This window comes from Streptomyces sp. URMC 127 (assembly GCF_051386535.1).
GTDB lineage: Bacteria > Actinomycetota > Actinomycetes > Streptomycetales > Streptomycetaceae > Streptomyces.
In genome coordinates, this window is record NZ_JBPQTW010000147.1 from 1 (window position 1) to 17,127 (window position 17,127).

Sequence of the window (17,127 nt, forward strand, 5' to 3'; positions counted from 1 at the left end):
GCCGACGCCCTGCACCGAGTGGTCCGTGCGCGACCTCGTCAACCACCTTGCCGTCGAACAGCTGTGGGTGCCGCCGCCACGGCGTGCAACCCCCACCGGGGAATCCGGCGGTGCCGGGCCGGGCGTAGCCCCTACGTGACCGCATCCCCCTCCGTGGCTACGGACGTCGCGACGCGGTCCGACTCGCGGTGCCAGCCGGACTCGTTGCGCAGGCGGAGCCAGGCCGTCGTCTCGTCCGGCGGCATGGCCGCGGCGACGAGCCAGCCCTGGACCGCGTCGCAGCCCAGGTCCCGCAGGCGCTCCCAGGTCTCGTCGTCCTCGACGCCCTCGGCGACGACGAGCAGCCCCAGCGAGTGCGCGAGGTCGAGCGTGCAGCGGACGATCTCCGCGTCCTCGTTGTCGATGGCGAGCCGGGCCACGAACGAGCGGTCGATCTTCAGCTCGCTCACCGGGAGCCGGCGCAGGTGGACCAGCGACGAATAGCCCGTGCCGAAGTCGTCCAGGGACATCTTCACGCCGTGCCCCGTGAGCCCCGCGAGCGTGTCCGCCGCCCGCTGCGGGTCCTCCAGCAGGACGTGCTCGGTTATCTCCAGCTGCAGCGCCCCCGCAGGGACCCCGTGCCGGGCGAGCCGCGCCGCGACGGAGCCCGCGAACCCGGGGGTGTGGACGTCGCGCGGCGAGACGTTGACGGCGACCGGCACCTCCAGGCCCATGGCGCGCCACTTCGCGACCTGGCCGAGGGCCGTCTCCAGGACGTACTCGGTGAGGCGGGGCATCAGCCCGGACGACTCGGCGATGGCGATGAACTCGTCCGGCGAGACCCGCCCCCGCTCGGGGTGGACCCAGCGCACCAGCGCCTCCAGCCCCTCGACGTGCCCGTCGAAGCCGACCTTGGGCTGGTAGTGCAGCTCGACGTCGCCCGCGTCGAGCGCGCGCCGCAGGTCGCCGAGGAGCCCGAGCCGGTCGGGGGTGTTGCCGTCGCGCCGGGCCTCGTAGACCTCGACGCCGCTGCGGTCCCGCTTGGCCTGGTACATGGCGACGTCGGCGCGCCGCAACAGCCCCTCGGCGTCGAGGGCGTGGTCGGGGTAGACGGCGACGCCGGCGCTGGCCTCCAGAACGAGGGTGAGCCCGTCGAGGTCGAGGGGGGAGCCGAGGGCGGCCACCAGGGACCGGGCCACGCGCTGGGCGCCGGTGAGGGAGTCCGCGGTGGGCAGCAGCACCGCGAACTCGTCGCCGCCGAGCCGCGCCGCCTCCGCGTCCCGCGGCAGGGCGAGCCGCAGCCGCTCGGCTATCTGCAGCAGCAGCCGGTCCCCGGCGAGGTGGCCGAGGGTGTCGTTGACGGAGCGGAAGCGGTCGAGGTCGATGAGGACGAGCGCGGAGCGGGTGCCGGCGCGCTCGGCCTCGTCGAGGGCGCTCCAGGTGCGCTCCAGGAGCCACTGGCGGTTGGGCAGGCCGGTGAGCGGGTCGCGCAGCTGCTCCTCGGCGCGGGCGCGGGCGATCCACAGCGTGGAGTCGAGGGCGATGAGGGGGACGGCGAACAGCGGCAGCAGCAGCGGCGCGTGGTCGGCGACGACGGCGATCAGCGGGGCGATGCCGAGGAGGGCGCCGCCGACGAGGGCCTGCCGGACGAGGGCGGTGCGGGCGATGGTGCTGAGGCCGGCGCGGGGCGCCATGGAATACCAGAGCAGGGCGCGGGTGACGGCGAGGTAGAGGAAGGCGGCGAGGGCCACTTCGGGGACGGCGGTGAGCGGCCACTCGTCGGGCATCCAGGGGTCCTCGACGGTGGAGACGACGCCGCACACGGCGAGCGCGAGGCCGGCGGCGCCGATGCCGAGGATGTCGACGGCACCGTGGAGTAAGGCCTGGCGCCAGCGGTGGCGGCGGGCGGTGGCGACGAGCAGGACGACGGCGATGCTGATGAGGACGGCGGGCAGCCAGCCGTAGAGCAGCAGGACGGCGAGGGTGAGGGCGGCTCCGGAGCCGGTGCCGCCCCACCAGCGGTCGCGCCCGAGGGCGACGAGGTGGGCGACGATGAGGCCGGTGAGGACGGCCAGGGACCAGCCGACGGTGCGTCCGGGGAAGACGGAGTGGCCCGCGCTGAGCACCCGGCAGATCCCCACGGCGAGCGAGAGCGCCGCCGCGGCGATGCAGACCGTCGGCAGCGCGGGCGGAGGAACCCGGCGCAGCCGGGATGCCGGTTCGGCGCTGTCGGTGGGTTTCATGCCCGTCCCTCTCACAGCCGGCGGTGCCCGCGCCACGGCAGGCGCACATCTCAACAGTAGGCCGCAGAAGGCTACGGCGGGCAGCGATCGGCAGCGGTTGCCCGATCGGGATCCGGCCTCTTGTAGCCATCTGGTATGCGCTGTAGGGGTAATGCCCACTGACTATGCGGGCATTACTCCGCTGGGGTGGCGACCGGTGTGCGGACCTGCCTTCCGGGGTCGGTGCCGCCGCGCGTGAGGCGGGTGGCGGCAGGAGAGACGGAGGGGACGGAGGGGACGGAGGGATCAGAGGGGCCGCGGCAGGGCTGCGGCGGGACCGCGGAAAGGCCGCGGCGGGGGGTGCGAAGGGGCTACCCGCACCCCCCGTCCGCTACGCCTCGCCTTCGGCGCTCTTCTCCTCGCCCGCGCCCCCGGCCGCTTCCGCGCCCTCTTGCGGAACGGCCGCTTCGCGTGCGGCGTCGGGGCCGTCGGCGAGGAGCACGGCGAAGCCGTCCTCCTCCAGGACGGGGACCTTCAGCTGCATGGCCTTGTCGTACTTCGAGCCGGGGTTGTCGCCGACGACGACGAAGTCCGTCTTCTTGGACACCGAGCCGGTGACCTTGGCGCCCCGGCTCTGCAGGGCCTCCTTGGCGCCGTCGCGGGTGTAGGAGGAGAGGGTGCCGGTGACGACGACGGTGAGGCCGGCGAGCGGGCGCGGGCCCTCGTCCTCGGCGGCCTCCTCCTCCATGCGGACGCCGGCGGCCCGCCACTTCTCGATGATCTCGCGGCGCCAGTCCTCGGCGAACCACTCCTTGACGGCGGCGGCGACGATCGGGCCGACGCCTTCGACGGCGGCCAGCTCCTCCTCGCTCGCCTCGGCGATGCGGTCGATGGAGCGGAACTCGCGGGCGAGGACGGCGGCCGAGACCGGGCCGACGTGACGGATGGACAGGCCGTTGATGATGCGGGCGAGCGGCCGCTGCTTGGCGGCCTCGATGTTGGCCAGCATGGCGAGGGCGTTCTTCTTCGGCTCGCCCTTCTGGTTGGCGAAGAAGGTGACGACCTTCTCCTCCCCGGTCTTCGGATCGCGCTTGGGCAGGCCGGAGTCGGGGTCCACGACGTAGGACTTGATGGGCAGCAGCTGCTCGATGGTCAGGCCGAAGAGGTCGCCCTCGTCCCGCAGGGGCGGCTCGGCGGGCTCCAGCGGCTGGGTGAGCGCCGTGGAGGCCACGTAGCCGAGGTTCTCGATGTCGAGGCACTGCCGGCCGGCGAGGTAGAAGAGGCGCTCGCGGATCTGGGCGGGGCAGGAGCGGGCGTTGGGGCAGCGGAGGTCGATGTCGCCCTCCTTCATGGGCCGCAGCTCCGTGCCGCACTCGGGGCACCGGGCGGGCATCACGAACTCGCGCTCCGTGCCGTCGCGCAGATCCGCCACGGGGCCGAGGATCTCGGGGATGACGTCGCCGGCCTTGCGGAGCACGACGGTGTCCCCGATGAGGACGCCCTTGGCCTTGACGACGTCCTGGTTGTGGAGGGTGGCGAACTCGACCTCGGAGCCGGCGACCGTGACCGGCTCGACCACGGCGTACGGCGTGACCCGGCCCGTCCGGCCGACGCCCACGCGGATGTCGACCAGCTTGGTGTTGACCTCTTCGGGGGCGTACTTCCAGGCGATGGCCCAGCGGGGGGCGCGGGAGGTGGAGCCGAGGCGGCCCTGGAGGGGGATCTCGTCGAGCTTGACGACGACGCCGTCGATCTCGTGCTCCATGGAGTGGCGCACATCGGGCTCGCCGTAGTGGGCGATGAACTTGCGCACGCCCGCCAGGTCGTTCACGACGGAGGCGTGGGCCGCCGTCGGCAGCCCCCATTCGCGCAGCAGCTCGTACGCCTGGGACTGGCGCTCGATGGCGAAGCCCTCGCGCGCGCCGACGCCGTGGACGACCATGTGCAGCGGCCGGGTGGCGGTGACGCGCGGGTCCTTCTGGCGCAGCGAGCCCGCGGCGGCGTTGCGCGGGTTGGCGAAGGGGGGCTTGCCGGCCTCCACGAGGGCGGCGTTGAGCGCCTCGAACTTCTCCATGGGGAAGTAGACCTCGCCGCGGACCTCGACGAGGGCCGGGACGCGGTCGCCCTTGAGGCGGTCGGGGATCTCGGCGATGGTGCGGACGTTGGGCGTGATGTCCTCGCCGGTGCGGCCGTCGCCGCGGGTGGCGGCGCGGGTGAGGCGGCCGTGCTCGTACGTCAGGTTGACGGCGAGGCCGTCGACCTTGAGCTCGCACAGGAAGTGGTACGGGGTGCCGCCGCCGATGTCCTTGGCGATGCGCTCGGCCCAGGCGGCCAGCTCCTCGTCGTCGAAGGCGTTGTCGAGGGAGAGCATGCGCTCGCGGTGCTCGACGGCGGTGAACTCCGTCTCGTAGGCCCCGGCGACCTTCTGGGTGGGCGAGTCCGGCGTGCGCAGCTCCGGGTGCTCCTCCTCCAGGGCCTCCAGCGAGCGCAGCAGCTTGTCGAACTCGGCGTCGCTGATGACGGGGGCGTCCTTGACGTAATACCGGAAGCGGTGCTCCTCGATCTGCTCGGCCAGCAGCGCGTGCTTCTCCCGCGCCTCCGCGGGCACGGCGGAGCCCGCCGCGAGCTCTCCGCCCTGCCGTCCGCCCTGCTGTTCGACAGCCACCGTCTCGTCCTCCCGTTGATCCATGAGCGCCGTCACTCAGGGTTGTCTGCGAGTGATTTCGCCGCCCGGACGCAGTGCGCGAGGGCCGTGCGGGCATATGCGGGCGAAGCGCCGGCGAGCCCGCACGCGGGAGTGACGACCACGGACTCCGCGAGGGTCCCCGGTGCCAGCCCCAGCCTGCGCCACAGCGTCCTGACACCCATGACGCTACCGGCAGGGTCTGACAACGGGCCGTCGGTGCCGGGCACCACGCCCACGAAGAGGGCGGTGCCCGCCTCGACCGCCTCTCCCACCGCTTCTTCCTCACGCTCGGTGAAGAGCGAGAAATCGAACGAGATGCCCTGGAAGCCGGCCCGGCGCAGCAGCGCGAAGGGCACGCCGGGGGCGCACGTGTGCACGACGGGCGCCTGTCCGGTGGCCTCGCGGGCGACGGTCACGAGGTCGCGCAGGGCGCCTTCGACGACGGCCCGGTCGACGGCCCGGTAGGTGCGGTAGCCGCTGGCGGTGCGGACCCGGCCGGTGAGGACGGCGGTCAGGGAGGGTTCGTCGAGCTGCAGCACGATCCGGGCGCCGGGCACGCGCCGCCGCACGTCGGCGAGGTGGCCGCGCAGGCCCTCGGCGAGGGAGGCCGCGAGGTCGCGGCAGGCGCCGGCGTCGCCGAGGGCGGCCTCCCCGCCGCGCAGCTCCAGGGCGGCCGCGAGGGTCCAGGGGCCGGTGGCGGAGACCTTGAGCGCGCCCTCGTAGCCCTGGGTGTACTCCTCCAGGGCGTCGAGGTCCTCGCCCAGCCACGAGCGGGCGCGCTTGGTGTCGCGCCCGGGGCGGTCGCTGACGCGCCATCCGCTGGGCTCGACGTGCGCGTAGAGGTCCACCAGGAGGCCGGTGGTGCGGCCGATCATGTCGGCGCCGGGGCCGCGGGCGGGCAGCTCCGGCAGGTGGGGCAGGGTCTCCAGGGACCCGGTGACGGTCTTCGCGGCTTCGCGGGCGTCGCCCCCGGGCATCGACCCGACGCCGGTGGCCGCCCCGGCGCCCCAGATCTTCCCCGTCGCCGGCGGGCGGCCGCCGGTCCCCTCGTCGTTGTTGCTCTTGTCGCTCACGCAGGAAGCCTACGGGGCGCACGGGGGCGGATGCGCAGGCCGAGCCGGGCAGCGGGAAGGGGGTGCGGGATGCCCCCGGGGCGTCCGGCCCCGGGGGTCCGCCGCCGTCAGCGGCCGGGCCGGACCGACAGGTCGTTGATCTCGGCGTCGCGCGGAAGGTCGATGGCGAGCAGGATCGTCGTCGCGACCGACTCGGGGTCGATCCACCGCGCCGGGTCGTACGGCTTGCCTTCCTGCTGGTGCACCTTCGCCTGCATCGGGGTCGCGGTGCGGCCCGGGTAGACGCTGGTCACGCGCACGCCGGACGCGTGCTCCTCGGCGCGCAGGGAGTCCGCGAGCGCCTTCAGGCCGTGCTTGCTCGCGGCGTACGCGCTCCAGGTGGCGTGGGCGTTCAGCCCGGCGCCGGAGTTGACGAAGAGGACGTGTCCCTTCGACACGCGCAGCTGCGGCAGGAACAGCCGGGTCAGCTCCGCCGGGGAGACCAGGTTGGCGGCGAGGGTGCTGTTCCAGGTCTTCGGCGTGAGCTCGCCGACGGCGCCGAGTTCGACGACGCCCGCGATGTGCAGGAGGGTGTCGACGCGGTCGGGCAGCGGCTGCTTGTCGAGGGCCCAGGAGAGCCGGTCCGGGTTGGACAGGTCGGCCACGAGCGTGCGGGCGCCGGGGAACGCGGCGGCCAGCTCTTTGGCCCGGCCCGCGTCCCGCGCGAAGAGGTGGACCTCGTCGCCGCGGTCGAGGAGCCGGCGCGCGACCGCCGCCCCGATGCCGGAGCCGGCCCCGGTGATCAGATGTGTTGCCATGGGAGCCAGCTTGCCTTACGCCGGGGGCCGGTGCGCGGCGCCGGGGCTAGCGCAGGCCCGCGGACTCCTCCAGGTACGCCATCGCGCCCAGGCCGTCCTCCGCGAAGAAGACGAGGGAGGTCAGCGGCAGGGGCAGGAAGCCCTCGTCCTCCATGCGCTGGAACTGCGCCTTGAGGCCGTCGTAGAAGCCGGCCGTGTTGAGCAGGACGACGGGCTTGTCGTGCAGGCCGTGCTTCTTCAGCTCCAGGATCTCCGTCGCCTCGTCGAGCGTGCCGGTGCCGCCCACCATGACGACGACGGCGTCGGCGCGGGCGAGCAACTGCGCCTTGCGCTCGGCGAGGTCGCGGGCGATGACCATCTCGTCGGCGTTCTCGCGCGCCCGCGCGGCGAGGAAGCCGACCGAGACGCCGGCGAGCCGGCCGCCGCTCTCCTGCACGCCGTCGGCCATGACCTTCATCAGGCCGCAGTCCGAGCCGCCCCACACGAGCGTGTGCCCGCCGCGGCCGATGAGTTCGGCGAACTCGCGGGCGGGGGCGGTGTAGCGGGCGTCCAGGTCGGCGGCGGAGCAGAAGACGGCGATGTTCATGAACGCCACCGTACGTGCCGTCCGTGCGGGGTCGTACCGCCCGGGTCCCTGTGGGCGGTTTTCGGACCGTTTCCTGTCGCGGTTACGGCCCCGTTCGGTTGCGGGTTCGTCACAGGGAGCGGCCTGGTTTGGCGCCTTGTAAGAGCGCTGTTAGCGTGACGTGCACTCGTCAGCCGGGCGTCAACAGGCGCTGTTTCCAGCCAGTTCATCGGGGGAATTTTCCAGTGAAGCTTCGTCATGTCCGCGCGGCCGCCGTCTTCGGGATCGCCGTCGTCGCTCTGACCGGAGCCCGCGGGCACCACGGCGGCGGCTGCAGCGGCGGCAGCTCCAGCCACCACAGCAGCTCCACCTCGGGCGGTACCACGACGACGGGCGGCACGAGCGGCGGCTCCACGAGCACGGACGGCGGCCTCACCACGGGCGGCACGACCGGCAGCACGACGAGCGGCTCCACCACCGGCTCGTCCACCAGCGGCCTCACCTCGGGCGGCACCACCACCGGCGGCAGCAGCGCGAGCGCCTCGCGCGACCTGAAGATCTCCAGCTGTGACTACAGCGACGCCCGGGGCATCACGGCGAAGATCAGCATCACCAACCCGAGCGTCACGGACACCTACACGTACACGTTCTCCGTGAAGTTCACCGACTCGAACGGCACGCTCATCGGCACCCGCAACCGCACGATGCCGTTCGTCGGCCCGGGCAAGACCGACACGCAGGACGTCTCTCAGGTGTACGTGCCGAAGGCGGGCACCAGCGTGAGCGGCAAGTGTGAGGTCACCAACGTGACCCGCACCAAGTCGAACTGAGCCCCGCCGCGGGGCTGACGGGCCGTGCGGGTCAGGCGCTCTGCGCCGCCCGCGCGGCCCGTGCCCGTTCGGTCGTGGCGATCGTCGCCGAGCCGACCACGCGCGTGCCGTCGTAGAGGACGATCGCCTGGCCGGGGGCCACGCCGCGGACGGGCTCGGCGAAGGTGACGTGCAGCTCGCCGTCCACCAGCTCCGCGCTCACCTCGGTCTCGCCGCCGTGGGCGCGCAGCTGCGCGGTGTACGTGCCGGGGCCGGCCGGGGCGGTGCCGCACCAGCGGGGCTTGATCGCAGTGAGGGCCGAGACGTCCAGGGCCTCGGCGGGGCCCACGGTGACCGTGTTGTTCACAGGCGAGATGTCCAGGACGTAGCGCGGCTTGCCGTCCGGTGCCGGGTGGCCGATGCGCAGGCCCTTGCGCTGGCCGATCGTGAAGCCGTAGGCGCCCTCGTGCGTGCCCAGCCTGTTACCGGCCTCGTCCACGATGTCGCCCTCCGCCTTGCCCAGGCGCTTCGCCAGGAAGCCCTGCGTGTCCCCGTCGGCGATGAAGCAGATGTCGTGGCTGTCCGGCTTCTTCGCCACGGCCAGGCCGCGGCGCTCGGCCTCCGCGCGGATCTCTTCCTTCGTGGTGACCGTGTCGCCCAGCGGGAACATCGCGTGGGCCAGCTGGCGGTCGTCCAGCACGCCCAGGACGTACGACTGGTCCTTCGCCATGTCGCTGGCGCGGTGCAGCTCGCGGGTGCCGTCCTCGTTGACCACGACCGTGGCGTAGTGGCCCGTGCACACCGCGTCGAAGCCGAGGGCGAGCGCCTTGTCCAGCAGCGCCGCGAACTTGATCTTCTCGTTGCAGCGGAGGCAGGGGTTGGGCGTGCGCCCGGCCTCGTACTCGGCGACGAAGTCCTCGACGACGTCCTCGCGGAAGCGTTCCGCCAGGTCCCAGCAGTAGAACGGGATGCCGATCACGTCCGCGGCGCGGCGGGCGTCGCGGGAGTCCTCGATCGTGCAGCAGCCGCGGGCGCCCGTCCGGAACGACTGCGGATTCGCGGACAGCGCGAGGTGCACGCCGGTCACGTCGTGCCCGGCCTCGGCGGCGCGGGCCGCGGCGACGGCGGAGTCCACCCCGCCGGACATGGCAGCGAGCACGCGCAGCCGCGTGCGGGGGGCCTTCGGATCGGGGGCACCGGGGAAGTCAGTCATAGCCCTACCAGAGTACGGGGGCGACTCGCGTCGCGGCGCCCGGGTTTTCGTTGGGCCGCGCCCGGACGACGGCGGGCCCCCGCCATGGCAGGGATCTTGCCGGGCCCAGGGATCTTGCCGGGCCGGCACACCCCCTCCGCCGCGACGGCGCGCCACCACCGCGGTGGTGGCCGGCGGTGCCGGACGGCCTGATGCCGGCCGGGCACCGCCGGACAGCGCCGTCCCGGTTGCTCGCCGCTGCGGCGGGAGGAACGGGCCGGGCCCGAACGATCTTGCCTGGGCCGGCGCCCCCGCCGCCCGCAGGCCGACCAGGTCGGCCCCGGAACCGGCCGGAGGGGCGGGCGCGTTTTGGGGGGTGAGGGGAACACGCACAGCAGGGGGGCACACGTGGGCGGGGAGCGGATCTCGCGGCGGAAGGTGGTCGCCGGAGCCGGCGCCGGCCTCCTCGCCGCCGCCACCGGCGCGTACGCCGGCCGTGACGAGATCGAGCGCTGGTGGTGGCGGGCTTCCGGGCGGGAGAGGCCGCGCACGGACGGCGCGCTCGACCACCCCGGCGCCCAGTGGGTCGCCGCGTCGTCGGCGAACTGGCGGCGCGCGTCGCGGCCGGACGACTACACGATCGACCGCATCGTCGTCCACGTCGTCCAGGGCAGCTTCGGCGACGCCCTCCGCGTCTTCCGCGATCCCCTGCACGAGGCCGCCGCGCACTACGTCGTGCGCAAGGACGGGCACGTCGCGCAGACCGTCCGCGAGCTGGACGTGGCCTTCCACTCGGGGAACCGCCGGTTCAACGAGCGGAGCGTCGGCATCGAGCACGAGGGCTACGTCGACCGCCCGGCGGACTTCACGGACGCCATGTACGCCGCTTCCGCCCGCCTCGCGGCCGGCATCTGCGCCCGGTACGAGATCCCCGTCGACCGCACCCACATCGTGGCCCACTCCGAGGTGCCGGGGACGGATCACACCGACCCCGGCCCCCACTGGGACTGGGAGCGGTACCTGCGGCTCGTGGCACGTGAGAGGGAAGCCGCTAGCTGAGGCCCGCCGAGCGGGCCCGCTCCACCACCGGCCCGATGGCCTCCACGACCGCCGCCACGTCCGCCGCGGTGGACGTGTGCCCCAGGGAGAAGCGGAGCGTGCCGCGGGCCAGCTCCGCGTCGGTGCCCGTGGCGAGGACGACGTGGCTCGGCTGGGCGACGCCGGCGGTGCAGGCGGAGCCCGTGGAGCACTCGATGCCCTGGGCGTCGAGGAGGAGCAGCAGGGAGTCGCCCTCGCAGCCGGGGAAGGAGAAGTGGGCGTTGGCGGGAAGCCGGCCGGCGGGGTCGGGGTCGCCGCCGAGGACGGCGTCCGGCACGGCGGCCCGCACCCCGGCGATCAGTTCGTCGCGCAGGGCGCCGACCTCGCGGGCGAAGTCCGCGCGCCGCGCGGCGGCGAGCTCGCCGGCGACGGCGAAGGCGGCGACTGCGGGCACGTCGAGCGTGCCGGAGCGCACGTGGCGCTCCTGGCCGCCGCCGTGGAGCAGCGGCACGGGCGCGTACTGGCGGCCGAGGAGGAGCGCGCCGATGCCGTACGGCCCGCCGATCTTGTGCCCGCTGACGGTCATGGCGGCGAGCCCGGAGGCGGCGAAGCCGATGTCCAGCTGGCCGAAGGCCTGCACGGCGTCGGCGTGCAGGGGCACGCCGAACTCGGCGGCCACGTCGGCCAGTTCGCGGACCGGCATGATCGTGCCGATCTCGTTGTTGGCCCACATCACCGTGGCGAGGGCGACGTCGCCGGGGTCACGGGCTATGGCCTCGCGCAGGGCGTCGGGACGGACCCGCCCGTAGGAGTCGACGGGGAGGTACTCGACGGTCGCGCCCTCGTGCGTGGCGAGCCAGTCGACGGCGTCGAGCACGGCGTGGTGCTCGACGGGGCTGGTGAGGACGCGCGTGCGGGCGGGGTCGGCGGCCCGGCGCGCCCAGTACAGGCCCTTGACGGCGAGGTTGTCCGCTTCGGTGCCGCCCGCGGTGAAGACGACTTCGCTGGGGCGGGCGCCGAGCGCCGCGGCGAGGGACTCGCGCGCCTCCTCGACGGTGCGGCGCGCCCGCCGCCCGGCGGCGTGCAGCGAGGAGGCGTTGCCGGTGAGGGCGAGCTGGGCGGTCATCGCCTGCACCGCCTCCGGGAGCATCGGGGTGGTGGCGGCGTGGTCGAGGTAGGCCATGGTGGGCACGATTCTACGAGGCCGGGTCCGCAACAGTACCGGGCGTTCCGGCCCGGGGCCGTCCGTAGAGCTCCGCGGTCGCCGCGGCCACCTCCGCCAGGTCCGCGCGGACCTCCTCGGGGGAGAGGACCTCGACGTCGGGGCCGAAGGACAGCAGGGCGCGGGCGGCGCGGTGTTCGGTGAGGAGGAGTTCGACGGTGGCGGGGTCGCCGGCGGAGGGCGGGGCGGCCACCATGGGGCCGAGGAGGCGCAGGAACATGTCGAGGCGCGCGCGGCGCACCGTGGCGGTCACCCGGACGTCCGCCGGGCGCTCTTCGACCTCGCGCCGCAGCACCTCCCACGCGTCGGCGAGCTCCACGCCCGCCCGGCGGCGCACCGCGTCCTTGGTGACGGTCAGGGCGGCCACGCGGTCGGCGCGGAAGAGCCGGGGGCGGGCCCGCCGGTCGGCGACGAGGTACCAGACGCCGGCCTTGGCGACGAGGCCGTAGGGGTCGACGGTGTACGTGCGGGGCGCTTCCTGCCCGCCGTGGCGGTAGCGCAGGCGCAGCCGCCGGTCGGTGAGGACGGCGCTGTGCAGTTCGCCGGCGTCGACGGCGGGCGCGGCCGCGGGGCCGCCCAGCCAGCGGACGGGGTCGACGAGGATGCGGCGGCTGGTGGCCTCGGCGGCGGGGCGGTGCGGGGCGGGCAGGGCGGCCATGACCTTGCGCAGGGCGGAGCCGAGGGCGCCGTCGAGGCCGAGGTCGGCGAGCGTGCTGCGGGTGGCGAGGACGAACAGGGCGCGGGCTTCGTCGGCGGTGAGGCCCGTGACGTCGGTGCGGTAGCCGGGCAGCAGCGCGATGCCGCCGTGCCGGCCGCGCTCGGCGTAGACGGGCACGCCGGCGGCGGACAGGGACTCGACGTCGCGGTAGACGGTGCGGACGGACACCTCCATGCGGTCGGCCAGTTCGCGCGCGGGCACGCGGCCGCGGGTCTGGAGGAGCAGGAGGATCGCCAGCAGGCGGTCGGATTTCACCGGTCAAGGATGACGTGCGGGCGCGGCGGAAAAGCTGACGGGGGTTGTCAGGTTATGGCGGGATGCTCTGCGTGTTCCCGGACCGACGATCTTTCGGAGTCGCACATGACCAGCCCGGCCGCCCTCACCGACCCCCGCCCCCTGATGGACCGCGCCGTCGCCCAGGTCGCGGCCCTGATCGACGCCGTGCCCGCGGAGCGGCTCGGGGACCCGACGCCGTGCGAGGAGTTCGACGTGCGGGCGCTGCTCGGGCACCTGGTGGCCGGCCTGCAGGACGGCGCGCAGCTGGGCGAGACCGGCGCGGTGGAGTGGAGCAAGCCGCCCACCGGCGTCGCGGACGACGGCTGGGGCCGGGCCTACGGGGCGGCGCGGGCGCGGCTGGCGGCGGCCTGGGCGGACGACGCGACGCTGGAGCGCCCGGTGACCGTGGAGTGGGGGACGTTCCCCGGCGCCGTGTTCCTGACGTCGGGCATGGTGCTGGAGAGCGTCACGCACGCCTGGGACCTGTCGCAGGCGCTGGGGCACCCGCTGCCCCTGGATCAGGAGCTGGCCGAGCTGGCGCTGGGCTGGGCGCAGCGGTTCCTGCCGGCGGACCGGCGGGGCGAGGAGGTGCCGTTCGGGCCGGTGCGGCCCGCGCCCGAGGGCGCGGACGCGTACACGCGGCTGGCGGCGTGGCTGGGGCGGGACGTGGCGTAGGCCCCGTAAAAGCCCCCGGACCCCCGGACCCCCCGTCCTCAGCGCCGCGGCGCGGCCGCCAGCTGCCGGGACTGGGCGACGAGGCGGTCCTCGCTGTCCCAGACCTCGGCGTCCTCCTCCAGGAAGCCGCCCGCGAGGTTGCGCGTGGTGATGGCGATGCGGACGGGGCCGGGGGCGGGCCGGCAGCGGACGTGGGCGGTCAGCTCGACGGTGGGCACCCAGCCGGTCAGGCCCATCTCGAACGTCGTGGGCGGCAGGGCGTCGACGGCGAGGAGCAGGGCGAGCGGGTCCATGGGGCGCCCGTCCGCGAGCCCGAACCAGCCGCGCATCTCGCCGCGGCCGCTGGGCTTGCCGGTCGCCCAGCCGGACGTCGCCGGGTCGAGGCGGATGTCGAGGCGGCGGGCGATCTCGGAGAGCGGGTGGGAGCCGTCGTCGTGCTCCTTGCCGAGGCAGTGCTCGTACGGGGGGAGAGCCGGCGGCTTGGCCGTGGTGCGGACGTCGTCGCCGAGGGCGCCGAGGTCGCCGTAGGTGGCGAGGACGCGGATCCGCTCGACCTCGCCGCCGTCCTCGTCGTACTGCAGGAGGGAGGCCTGGCCGGTGGAGAGGGCGCGGCCGGTGCGCACGGTCTGCGTGCGGACGACGGCGGGGCCGGGCCGGCTGACGGACAGGTAGTGCGCGGTGACGGTGAACGGGTCGGGGTGGGGCAGCTCCGCCGCGAGGCCCCGGCCGAGCAGGGCGAGGAGGAAGCCGCCGTTGACCGCTCCGCCGATGGTCCACCCGGCGGGAAGGGCGGCGTCGTGCACGCCGGGGCCGCGCGGGGTCAGCGCGGTGTCGCGGTCGAATTCGCTGTCACCGATGGTTGCCTGTGCCATGGCGGTCACGCTACACCCGCGGGTTACTGACCGGTAGGTTCTGAGTGAAGGATCAACAACAGACCTGCCCCGCCCGCCGTCACACCTCTTCGGTGGCCGCGCTCCGCCGGTGCCACGCCCGCGGCGCCCGCCAGTGGAAGCGCATCGCGAGCAGCCGCAGCACGAACGCCGTCACCACGGGCACCGCGTACGCCGCCCCGTCCAGCGCGCCGAAGCGGAGCAGCAGCGCGGCCAGCGCGGCGCCGACCATGGCCGGCACGGCGTACAGGTCGCGGTCCCAGCGCAGCAGCGACGGCACCTCGTGGGCGAGTATGTCGCGCAGCACGCCGCCGCCGACCGCCGTGGCGAGCCCGAGCGTCGCGGCGAAGACGAGCCCGAGCCCGTGCCCGTAGGCCTTGACCGTGCCGGTGACGCAGAACAGCCCGAGCCCCGCGGCGTCGAACACCCCCACGGCCTTGGTGATCCGCTCGACCTCCGGGTGCAGGAAGAACACGATCACGGTGGCGAGCAGCGGGGTGAGGAAGTAGCCGAGGTCGGTGAAGGCCGCGGGCGGCACGGCGCCGATGATCACGTCCCGGATCAGCCCGCCGCCCAGCGCCGTGACCTCCGCCAGGACCGCCATGCCGAAGACGTCGAAGTTCTTCCGCACGGCGAGCAGGGCGCCGGAGATCGCGAAGACGAAGATCCCGGCGATGTCCAGCGAATGCTGGACGGAGGGGCTGAACAGGTCGGTGAGCACGAGACATTCTCACTCAGCCCGGAAGCCGATACGGACGATCACCCTCCGCCGGCCCTCGCCCCGGCCGTCTCCGGTGCGTTCTCCGGGTGGTGGCAGGCCACCTGGTGGCCTGCTTCGAGCGCCAGCAGCGGCGGCTCCTGCACCTTGCACACCTCGGTCGCCTTCCAGCAGCGGGTGTGGAAGCGGCAGCCGGACGGCGGCGAGATCGGCGAGGGCACGTCGCCCTTGAGCAGGATCCGCTCCCGCTTGGCGCGGCGCTTGGGGTCGGGCACCGGCACCGCGGAGAGCAGCGCCTTGGTGTACGGGTGCATGGGCTTGGTGTAGAGCGACGTGCGGTCGGTGAGCTCCACGAGCTTGCCGAGGTACATGACGGCGATGCGGTCCGAGACGTGGCGGATGACCGACAGGTCGTGCGCGATGATCACGTACGTGAGCCCGAGCTCGTCCTGGAGGTCGTCGAGCAGGTTGACCACCTGGGCCTGGATGGAGACGTCCAGCGCGGAGACCGGCTCGTCCGCGACGACGAGCTTCGGCTTGAGCGCGAGGGCCCGCGCGATGCCGATGCGCTGCCGCTGCCCGCCGGAGAACTCGTGGGGGTAGCGGTTGTAGTGCTCCGGGCTCAGGCCCACCAGGTCCAGCAGCCGCTGGACCTCCTTCTTCACCCCGCCCTCGGGCGTGATGCCCTGCAGCCTGAAGGGCGCGCCGACGATGGTGCCGACGGTGTGCCGGGGGTTCAGCGACGAGTACGGGTCCTGGAAGATCATCTGGATATCGCGGCGCAGCGGGCGCATCCCGGAGACACCGAGGTGGCTGATGTCCTTGCCCTGGAACGCGATCCGGCCGCCCGTCGGCTCCAGCAGCCGGGTGATCAGCCGCCCCATGGTCGACTTCCCGCAGCCGGACTCCCCCACCACGCCCAGGGTCTCCCCCGTGCGGACGTCGAAGGTCAGCCCGTCCACGGCCTGGACGGCGCCGGCCTGGCGGCGCAGCAGCCCTTTGACGATGGGGAAGTGCTTGACCAGGCCCTCGACCGTGAGGAGGGCCTCGGGCCCGTCGGACGGCGCCTGCTGCGCGGGAATCGTCATCTCGTGGTCCTCACGGTCTGCATGGTTCGCGTGTTCCTCGCCGTACTCGTCGCGCTCGTCGCGCTCGTCGTGCTCGCGGCCCGTCACAGCTTGGGCGCGATCTCTTCGGTCCAGATGCGGGTCCGCTCCTCCTCGGCCATGTGGCAGGCGGACCAGTGGCGGCTGCCGCCGGGGCCTTGTGAGCCCGCGCCGCCGCCCGTGACGAGGCGCAGCTCGGGCCGCTCCGTGCGGGTGATCCCGCCCGCGGGCACGTCGGCGTACGGGCAGCGCGGGTTGAAGGCGCAGCCGGAGGGGATGGTGATGAGGCTGGGCGGGGAGCCCTTGACGGGGATCAGCCGCTCGGTCTGCTCGCGGTCGATGCGCGGCATGGAGCCGAGCAGGCCCCAGGTGTAGGGGTGGCGGGGCTCGGTGAAGACCTTCTCGGCGGGGCCGCGCTCCACGCAGCGGCCGCCGTACATGACGAGGATGTCGTCGGCCAGCTCGGCGACGACGCCGAGGTCGTGGGTGATGACGATGACGGCCGAGCCGAACTCCTTCTGCAGGTCGCGGATGAGGTCGAGGATCTGCGCCTGGACGGTCACGTCCAGGGCGGTGGTCGGCTCGTCCGCGATGAGCAGCTCGGGGTTGTTGACCAGCGCCATGGCGATCATGGCGCGCTGGCGCATGCCGCCGGAGAACTGGTGGGGGTAGTCGTCCACGCGGCGGTCGGGCTGCGGGATGCCGACGCGGTCCAGCAGCTCGACGGCCCGCTTGCGGGCGGTCTTCTTGTCGGCCTCGGGGTGGTGGACGCGGTACGCCTCGACGATCTGGTGGCCGATCGTGAAGTACGGGTGCATGGCGGACAGCGGGTCCTGGAAGATCATCGCCATCTCGCGGCCGCGCAGCCGCCGCACCTCGTCGGGGTCGGCGCTCATCAGCTCCTTGCCGTCGAGCCAGATCTCGCCGGAGATCCGGGCCTTGCGGCGCCCGTACTGGCCGACGGTGTGCAGGCCCATGATGCCGAGCGAGGTGACCGACTTGCCCGAGCCGGACTCGCCGACGATGCCGAGCGTCCTGCCCTTCTCCAGCTGGAAGGAGAGCCCGTCGACGGACTTGACGAGGCCGTCGTCCGTGGGGAAGTGGATGCGCAGGTCGCGCACGTCGAGGAAGGCGGTGGGGGGCTCCCCCGGGCCGGGGGCG

At 73.9% G+C, this 17,127-nt stretch carries 15 protein-coding genes and 1 pseudogene; 4 read left to right on the forward strand and 12 right to left on the reverse strand.

The window, feature by feature from the left end:
- Positions 1 to 76: pseudogene (locus ACSNOH_RS24540) on the forward strand (maleylpyruvate isomerase N-terminal domain-containing protein); the annotation flags it as partial.
- Between the two features lie 55 nt (positions 77 to 131).
- Here the strand turns inward: ACSNOH_RS24540 and ACSNOH_RS24545 are convergent.
- The 5 genes from ACSNOH_RS24545 to ACSNOH_RS24565 form a co-directional block, all read right to left on the reverse strand.
- Positions 132 to 2,222 carry a putative bifunctional diguanylate cyclase/phosphodiesterase gene (locus ACSNOH_RS24545; protein WP_436723597.1) on the reverse strand — a complete coding sequence of 697 codons (2,091 nt, stop codon included), beginning with the start codon at positions 2,220 to 2,222 and terminating at the stop codon, positions 132 to 134.
- A gap of 370 nt (positions 2,223 to 2,592) precedes the next feature.
- Complete coding sequence (ligA, locus tag ACSNOH_RS24550) at positions 2,593 to 4,890, reverse strand: NAD-dependent DNA ligase LigA (RefSeq protein WP_436723598.1); 2,298 nt, start codon at positions 4,888 to 4,890, stop codon at positions 2,593 to 2,595.
- 8 nt (positions 4,891 to 4,898) lie between these two features.
- Entirely contained in the window at positions 4,899 to 5,900 is a 1,002-nt protein-coding gene (locus ACSNOH_RS24555; protein WP_436723610.1) for a methionine synthase, read from the reverse strand.
- Positions 5,901 to 6,067: 167 nt separating this feature from the next.
- The gene (locus tag ACSNOH_RS24560) at positions 6,068 to 6,757 is read right to left on the reverse strand and encodes an SDR family oxidoreductase (RefSeq protein ID WP_436723599.1); all 690 of its coding nucleotides are present in this window, start codon (positions 6,755 to 6,757) and stop codon (positions 6,068 to 6,070) included.
- Between the two features lie 46 nt (positions 6,758 to 6,803).
- Complete coding sequence (locus ACSNOH_RS24565; protein WP_436723600.1) at positions 6,804 to 7,343, reverse strand: TIGR00730 family Rossman fold protein; 540 nt, start codon at positions 7,341 to 7,343, stop codon at positions 6,804 to 6,806.
- A 224-nt stretch (positions 7,344 to 7,567) separates the two neighbouring features.
- Here ACSNOH_RS24565 and ACSNOH_RS24570 point away from each other — a divergent pair, with 224 nt between their 5' ends.
- The gene (locus ACSNOH_RS24570; protein ID WP_436723601.1) at positions 7,568 to 8,152 is read left to right on the forward strand and encodes a hypothetical protein; all 585 of its coding nucleotides are present in this window, start codon (positions 7,568 to 7,570) and stop codon (positions 8,150 to 8,152) included.
- A gap of 31 nt (positions 8,153 to 8,183) precedes the next feature.
- Here ACSNOH_RS24570 and mnmA read toward each other — a convergent pair whose 3' ends face one another.
- Positions 8,184 to 9,344: a tRNA 2-thiouridine(34) synthase MnmA gene (mnmA, locus tag ACSNOH_RS24575; protein ID WP_436723602.1), complete on the reverse strand. Its 1,161-nt coding sequence runs from the start codon at positions 9,342 to 9,344 to the stop codon at positions 8,184 to 8,186.
- Positions 9,345 to 9,692: 348 nt separating this feature from the next.
- Between mnmA and ACSNOH_RS24580 the strand changes: the two genes are divergently transcribed.
- Positions 9,693 to 10,382 (forward strand): N-acetylmuramoyl-L-alanine amidase, encoded by a 690-nt coding sequence (locus ACSNOH_RS24580; protein ID WP_436723603.1) that lies wholly within the window; start codon positions 9,693 to 9,695, stop codon positions 10,380 to 10,382.
- Here the strand turns inward: ACSNOH_RS24580 and ACSNOH_RS24585 are convergent.
- Positions 10,375 to 11,544, reverse strand: coding sequence for a cysteine desulfurase family protein (locus tag ACSNOH_RS24585; RefSeq protein WP_436723604.1), 1,170 nt, complete (start codon positions 11,542 to 11,544; stop codon positions 10,375 to 10,377). The two genes, ACSNOH_RS24580 and ACSNOH_RS24585, sit on opposite strands and share 8 nt — an antisense overlap.
- Before the next feature lie 13 nt (positions 11,545 to 11,557).
- Positions 11,558 to 12,556: a helix-turn-helix transcriptional regulator gene (locus tag ACSNOH_RS24590; protein ID WP_436723605.1), complete on the reverse strand. Its 999-nt coding sequence runs from the start codon at positions 12,554 to 12,556 to the stop codon at positions 11,558 to 11,560.
- A gap of 105 nt (positions 12,557 to 12,661) precedes the next feature.
- Here ACSNOH_RS24590 and ACSNOH_RS24595 point away from each other — a divergent pair, with 105 nt between their 5' ends.
- Positions 12,662 to 13,252, forward strand: a complete 591-nt coding sequence (locus ACSNOH_RS24595; RefSeq protein WP_436723606.1) for a TIGR03086 family metal-binding protein — start codon at positions 12,662 to 12,664, stop codon at positions 13,250 to 13,252.
- A gap of 38 nt (positions 13,253 to 13,290) precedes the next feature.
- Here the strand turns inward: ACSNOH_RS24595 and ACSNOH_RS24600 are convergent, their stop codons facing one another.
- From ACSNOH_RS24600 to ACSNOH_RS24615, 4 genes are all read right to left on the reverse strand, one after another.
- Positions 13,291 to 14,124 (reverse strand): thioesterase family protein, encoded by an 834-nt coding sequence (locus ACSNOH_RS24600; RefSeq protein ID WP_436723607.1) that lies wholly within the window; start codon positions 14,122 to 14,124, stop codon positions 13,291 to 13,293.
- A gap of 79 nt (positions 14,125 to 14,203) precedes the next feature.
- The gene (locus tag ACSNOH_RS24605) at positions 14,204 to 14,863 is read right to left on the reverse strand and encodes a trimeric intracellular cation channel family protein (RefSeq protein WP_436723608.1); all 660 of its coding nucleotides are present in this window, start codon (positions 14,861 to 14,863) and stop codon (positions 14,204 to 14,206) included.
- Between the two features lie 38 nt (positions 14,864 to 14,901).
- Positions 14,902 to 15,948: an ABC transporter ATP-binding protein gene (locus tag ACSNOH_RS24610; protein WP_436723611.1), complete on the reverse strand. Its 1,047-nt coding sequence runs from the start codon at positions 15,946 to 15,948 to the stop codon at positions 14,902 to 14,904.
- An 83-nt stretch (positions 15,949 to 16,031) separates the two neighbouring features.
- Positions 16,032 to 17,127, reverse strand: a 1,096-nt coding sequence (locus tag ACSNOH_RS24615; protein WP_436723609.1) for an ABC transporter ATP-binding protein, incomplete at its 5' end; no start/stop codon positions are given.

Bases quoted from the DNA above. Each gene is read 5' to 3' on its own strand.
- ACSNOH_RS24545 (WP_436723597.1), bottom strand. From the start codon at position 2,222: ATGAAACCCACCGACAGCGCCGAACCGGCATCCCGGCTGCGCCGGGTT.
- ligA (WP_436723598.1), bottom strand. From the start codon at position 4,890: ATGGATCAACGGGAGGACGAGACGGTGGCTGTCGAACAGCAGGGCGGA.
- ACSNOH_RS24560 (WP_436723599.1), bottom strand. From the start codon at position 6,757: ATGGCAACACATCTGATCACCGGGGCCGGCTCCGGCATCGGGGCGGCG.
- ACSNOH_RS24565 (WP_436723600.1), bottom strand. From the start codon at position 7,343: ATGAACATCGCCGTCTTCTGCTCCGCCGCCGACCTGGACGCCCGCTAC.
- mnmA (WP_436723602.1), bottom strand. From the start codon at position 9,344: ATGACTGACTTCCCCGGTGCCCCCGATCCGAAGGCCCCCCGCACGCGG.
- ACSNOH_RS24585 (WP_436723604.1), bottom strand. From the start codon at position 11,544: ATGGCCTACCTCGACCACGCCGCCACCACCCCGATGCTCCCGGAGGCG.
- ACSNOH_RS24595 (WP_436723606.1), top strand. From the start codon at position 12,662: ATGACCAGCCCGGCCGCCCTCACCGACCCCCGCCCCCTGATGGACCGC.
- ACSNOH_RS24600 (WP_436723607.1), bottom strand. From the start codon at position 14,124: ATGGCACAGGCAACCATCGGTGACAGCGAATTCGACCGCGACACCGCG.
- ACSNOH_RS24610 (WP_436723611.1), bottom strand. From the start codon at position 15,948: ATGACGATTCCCGCGCAGCAGGCGCCGTCCGACGGGCCCGAGGCCCTC.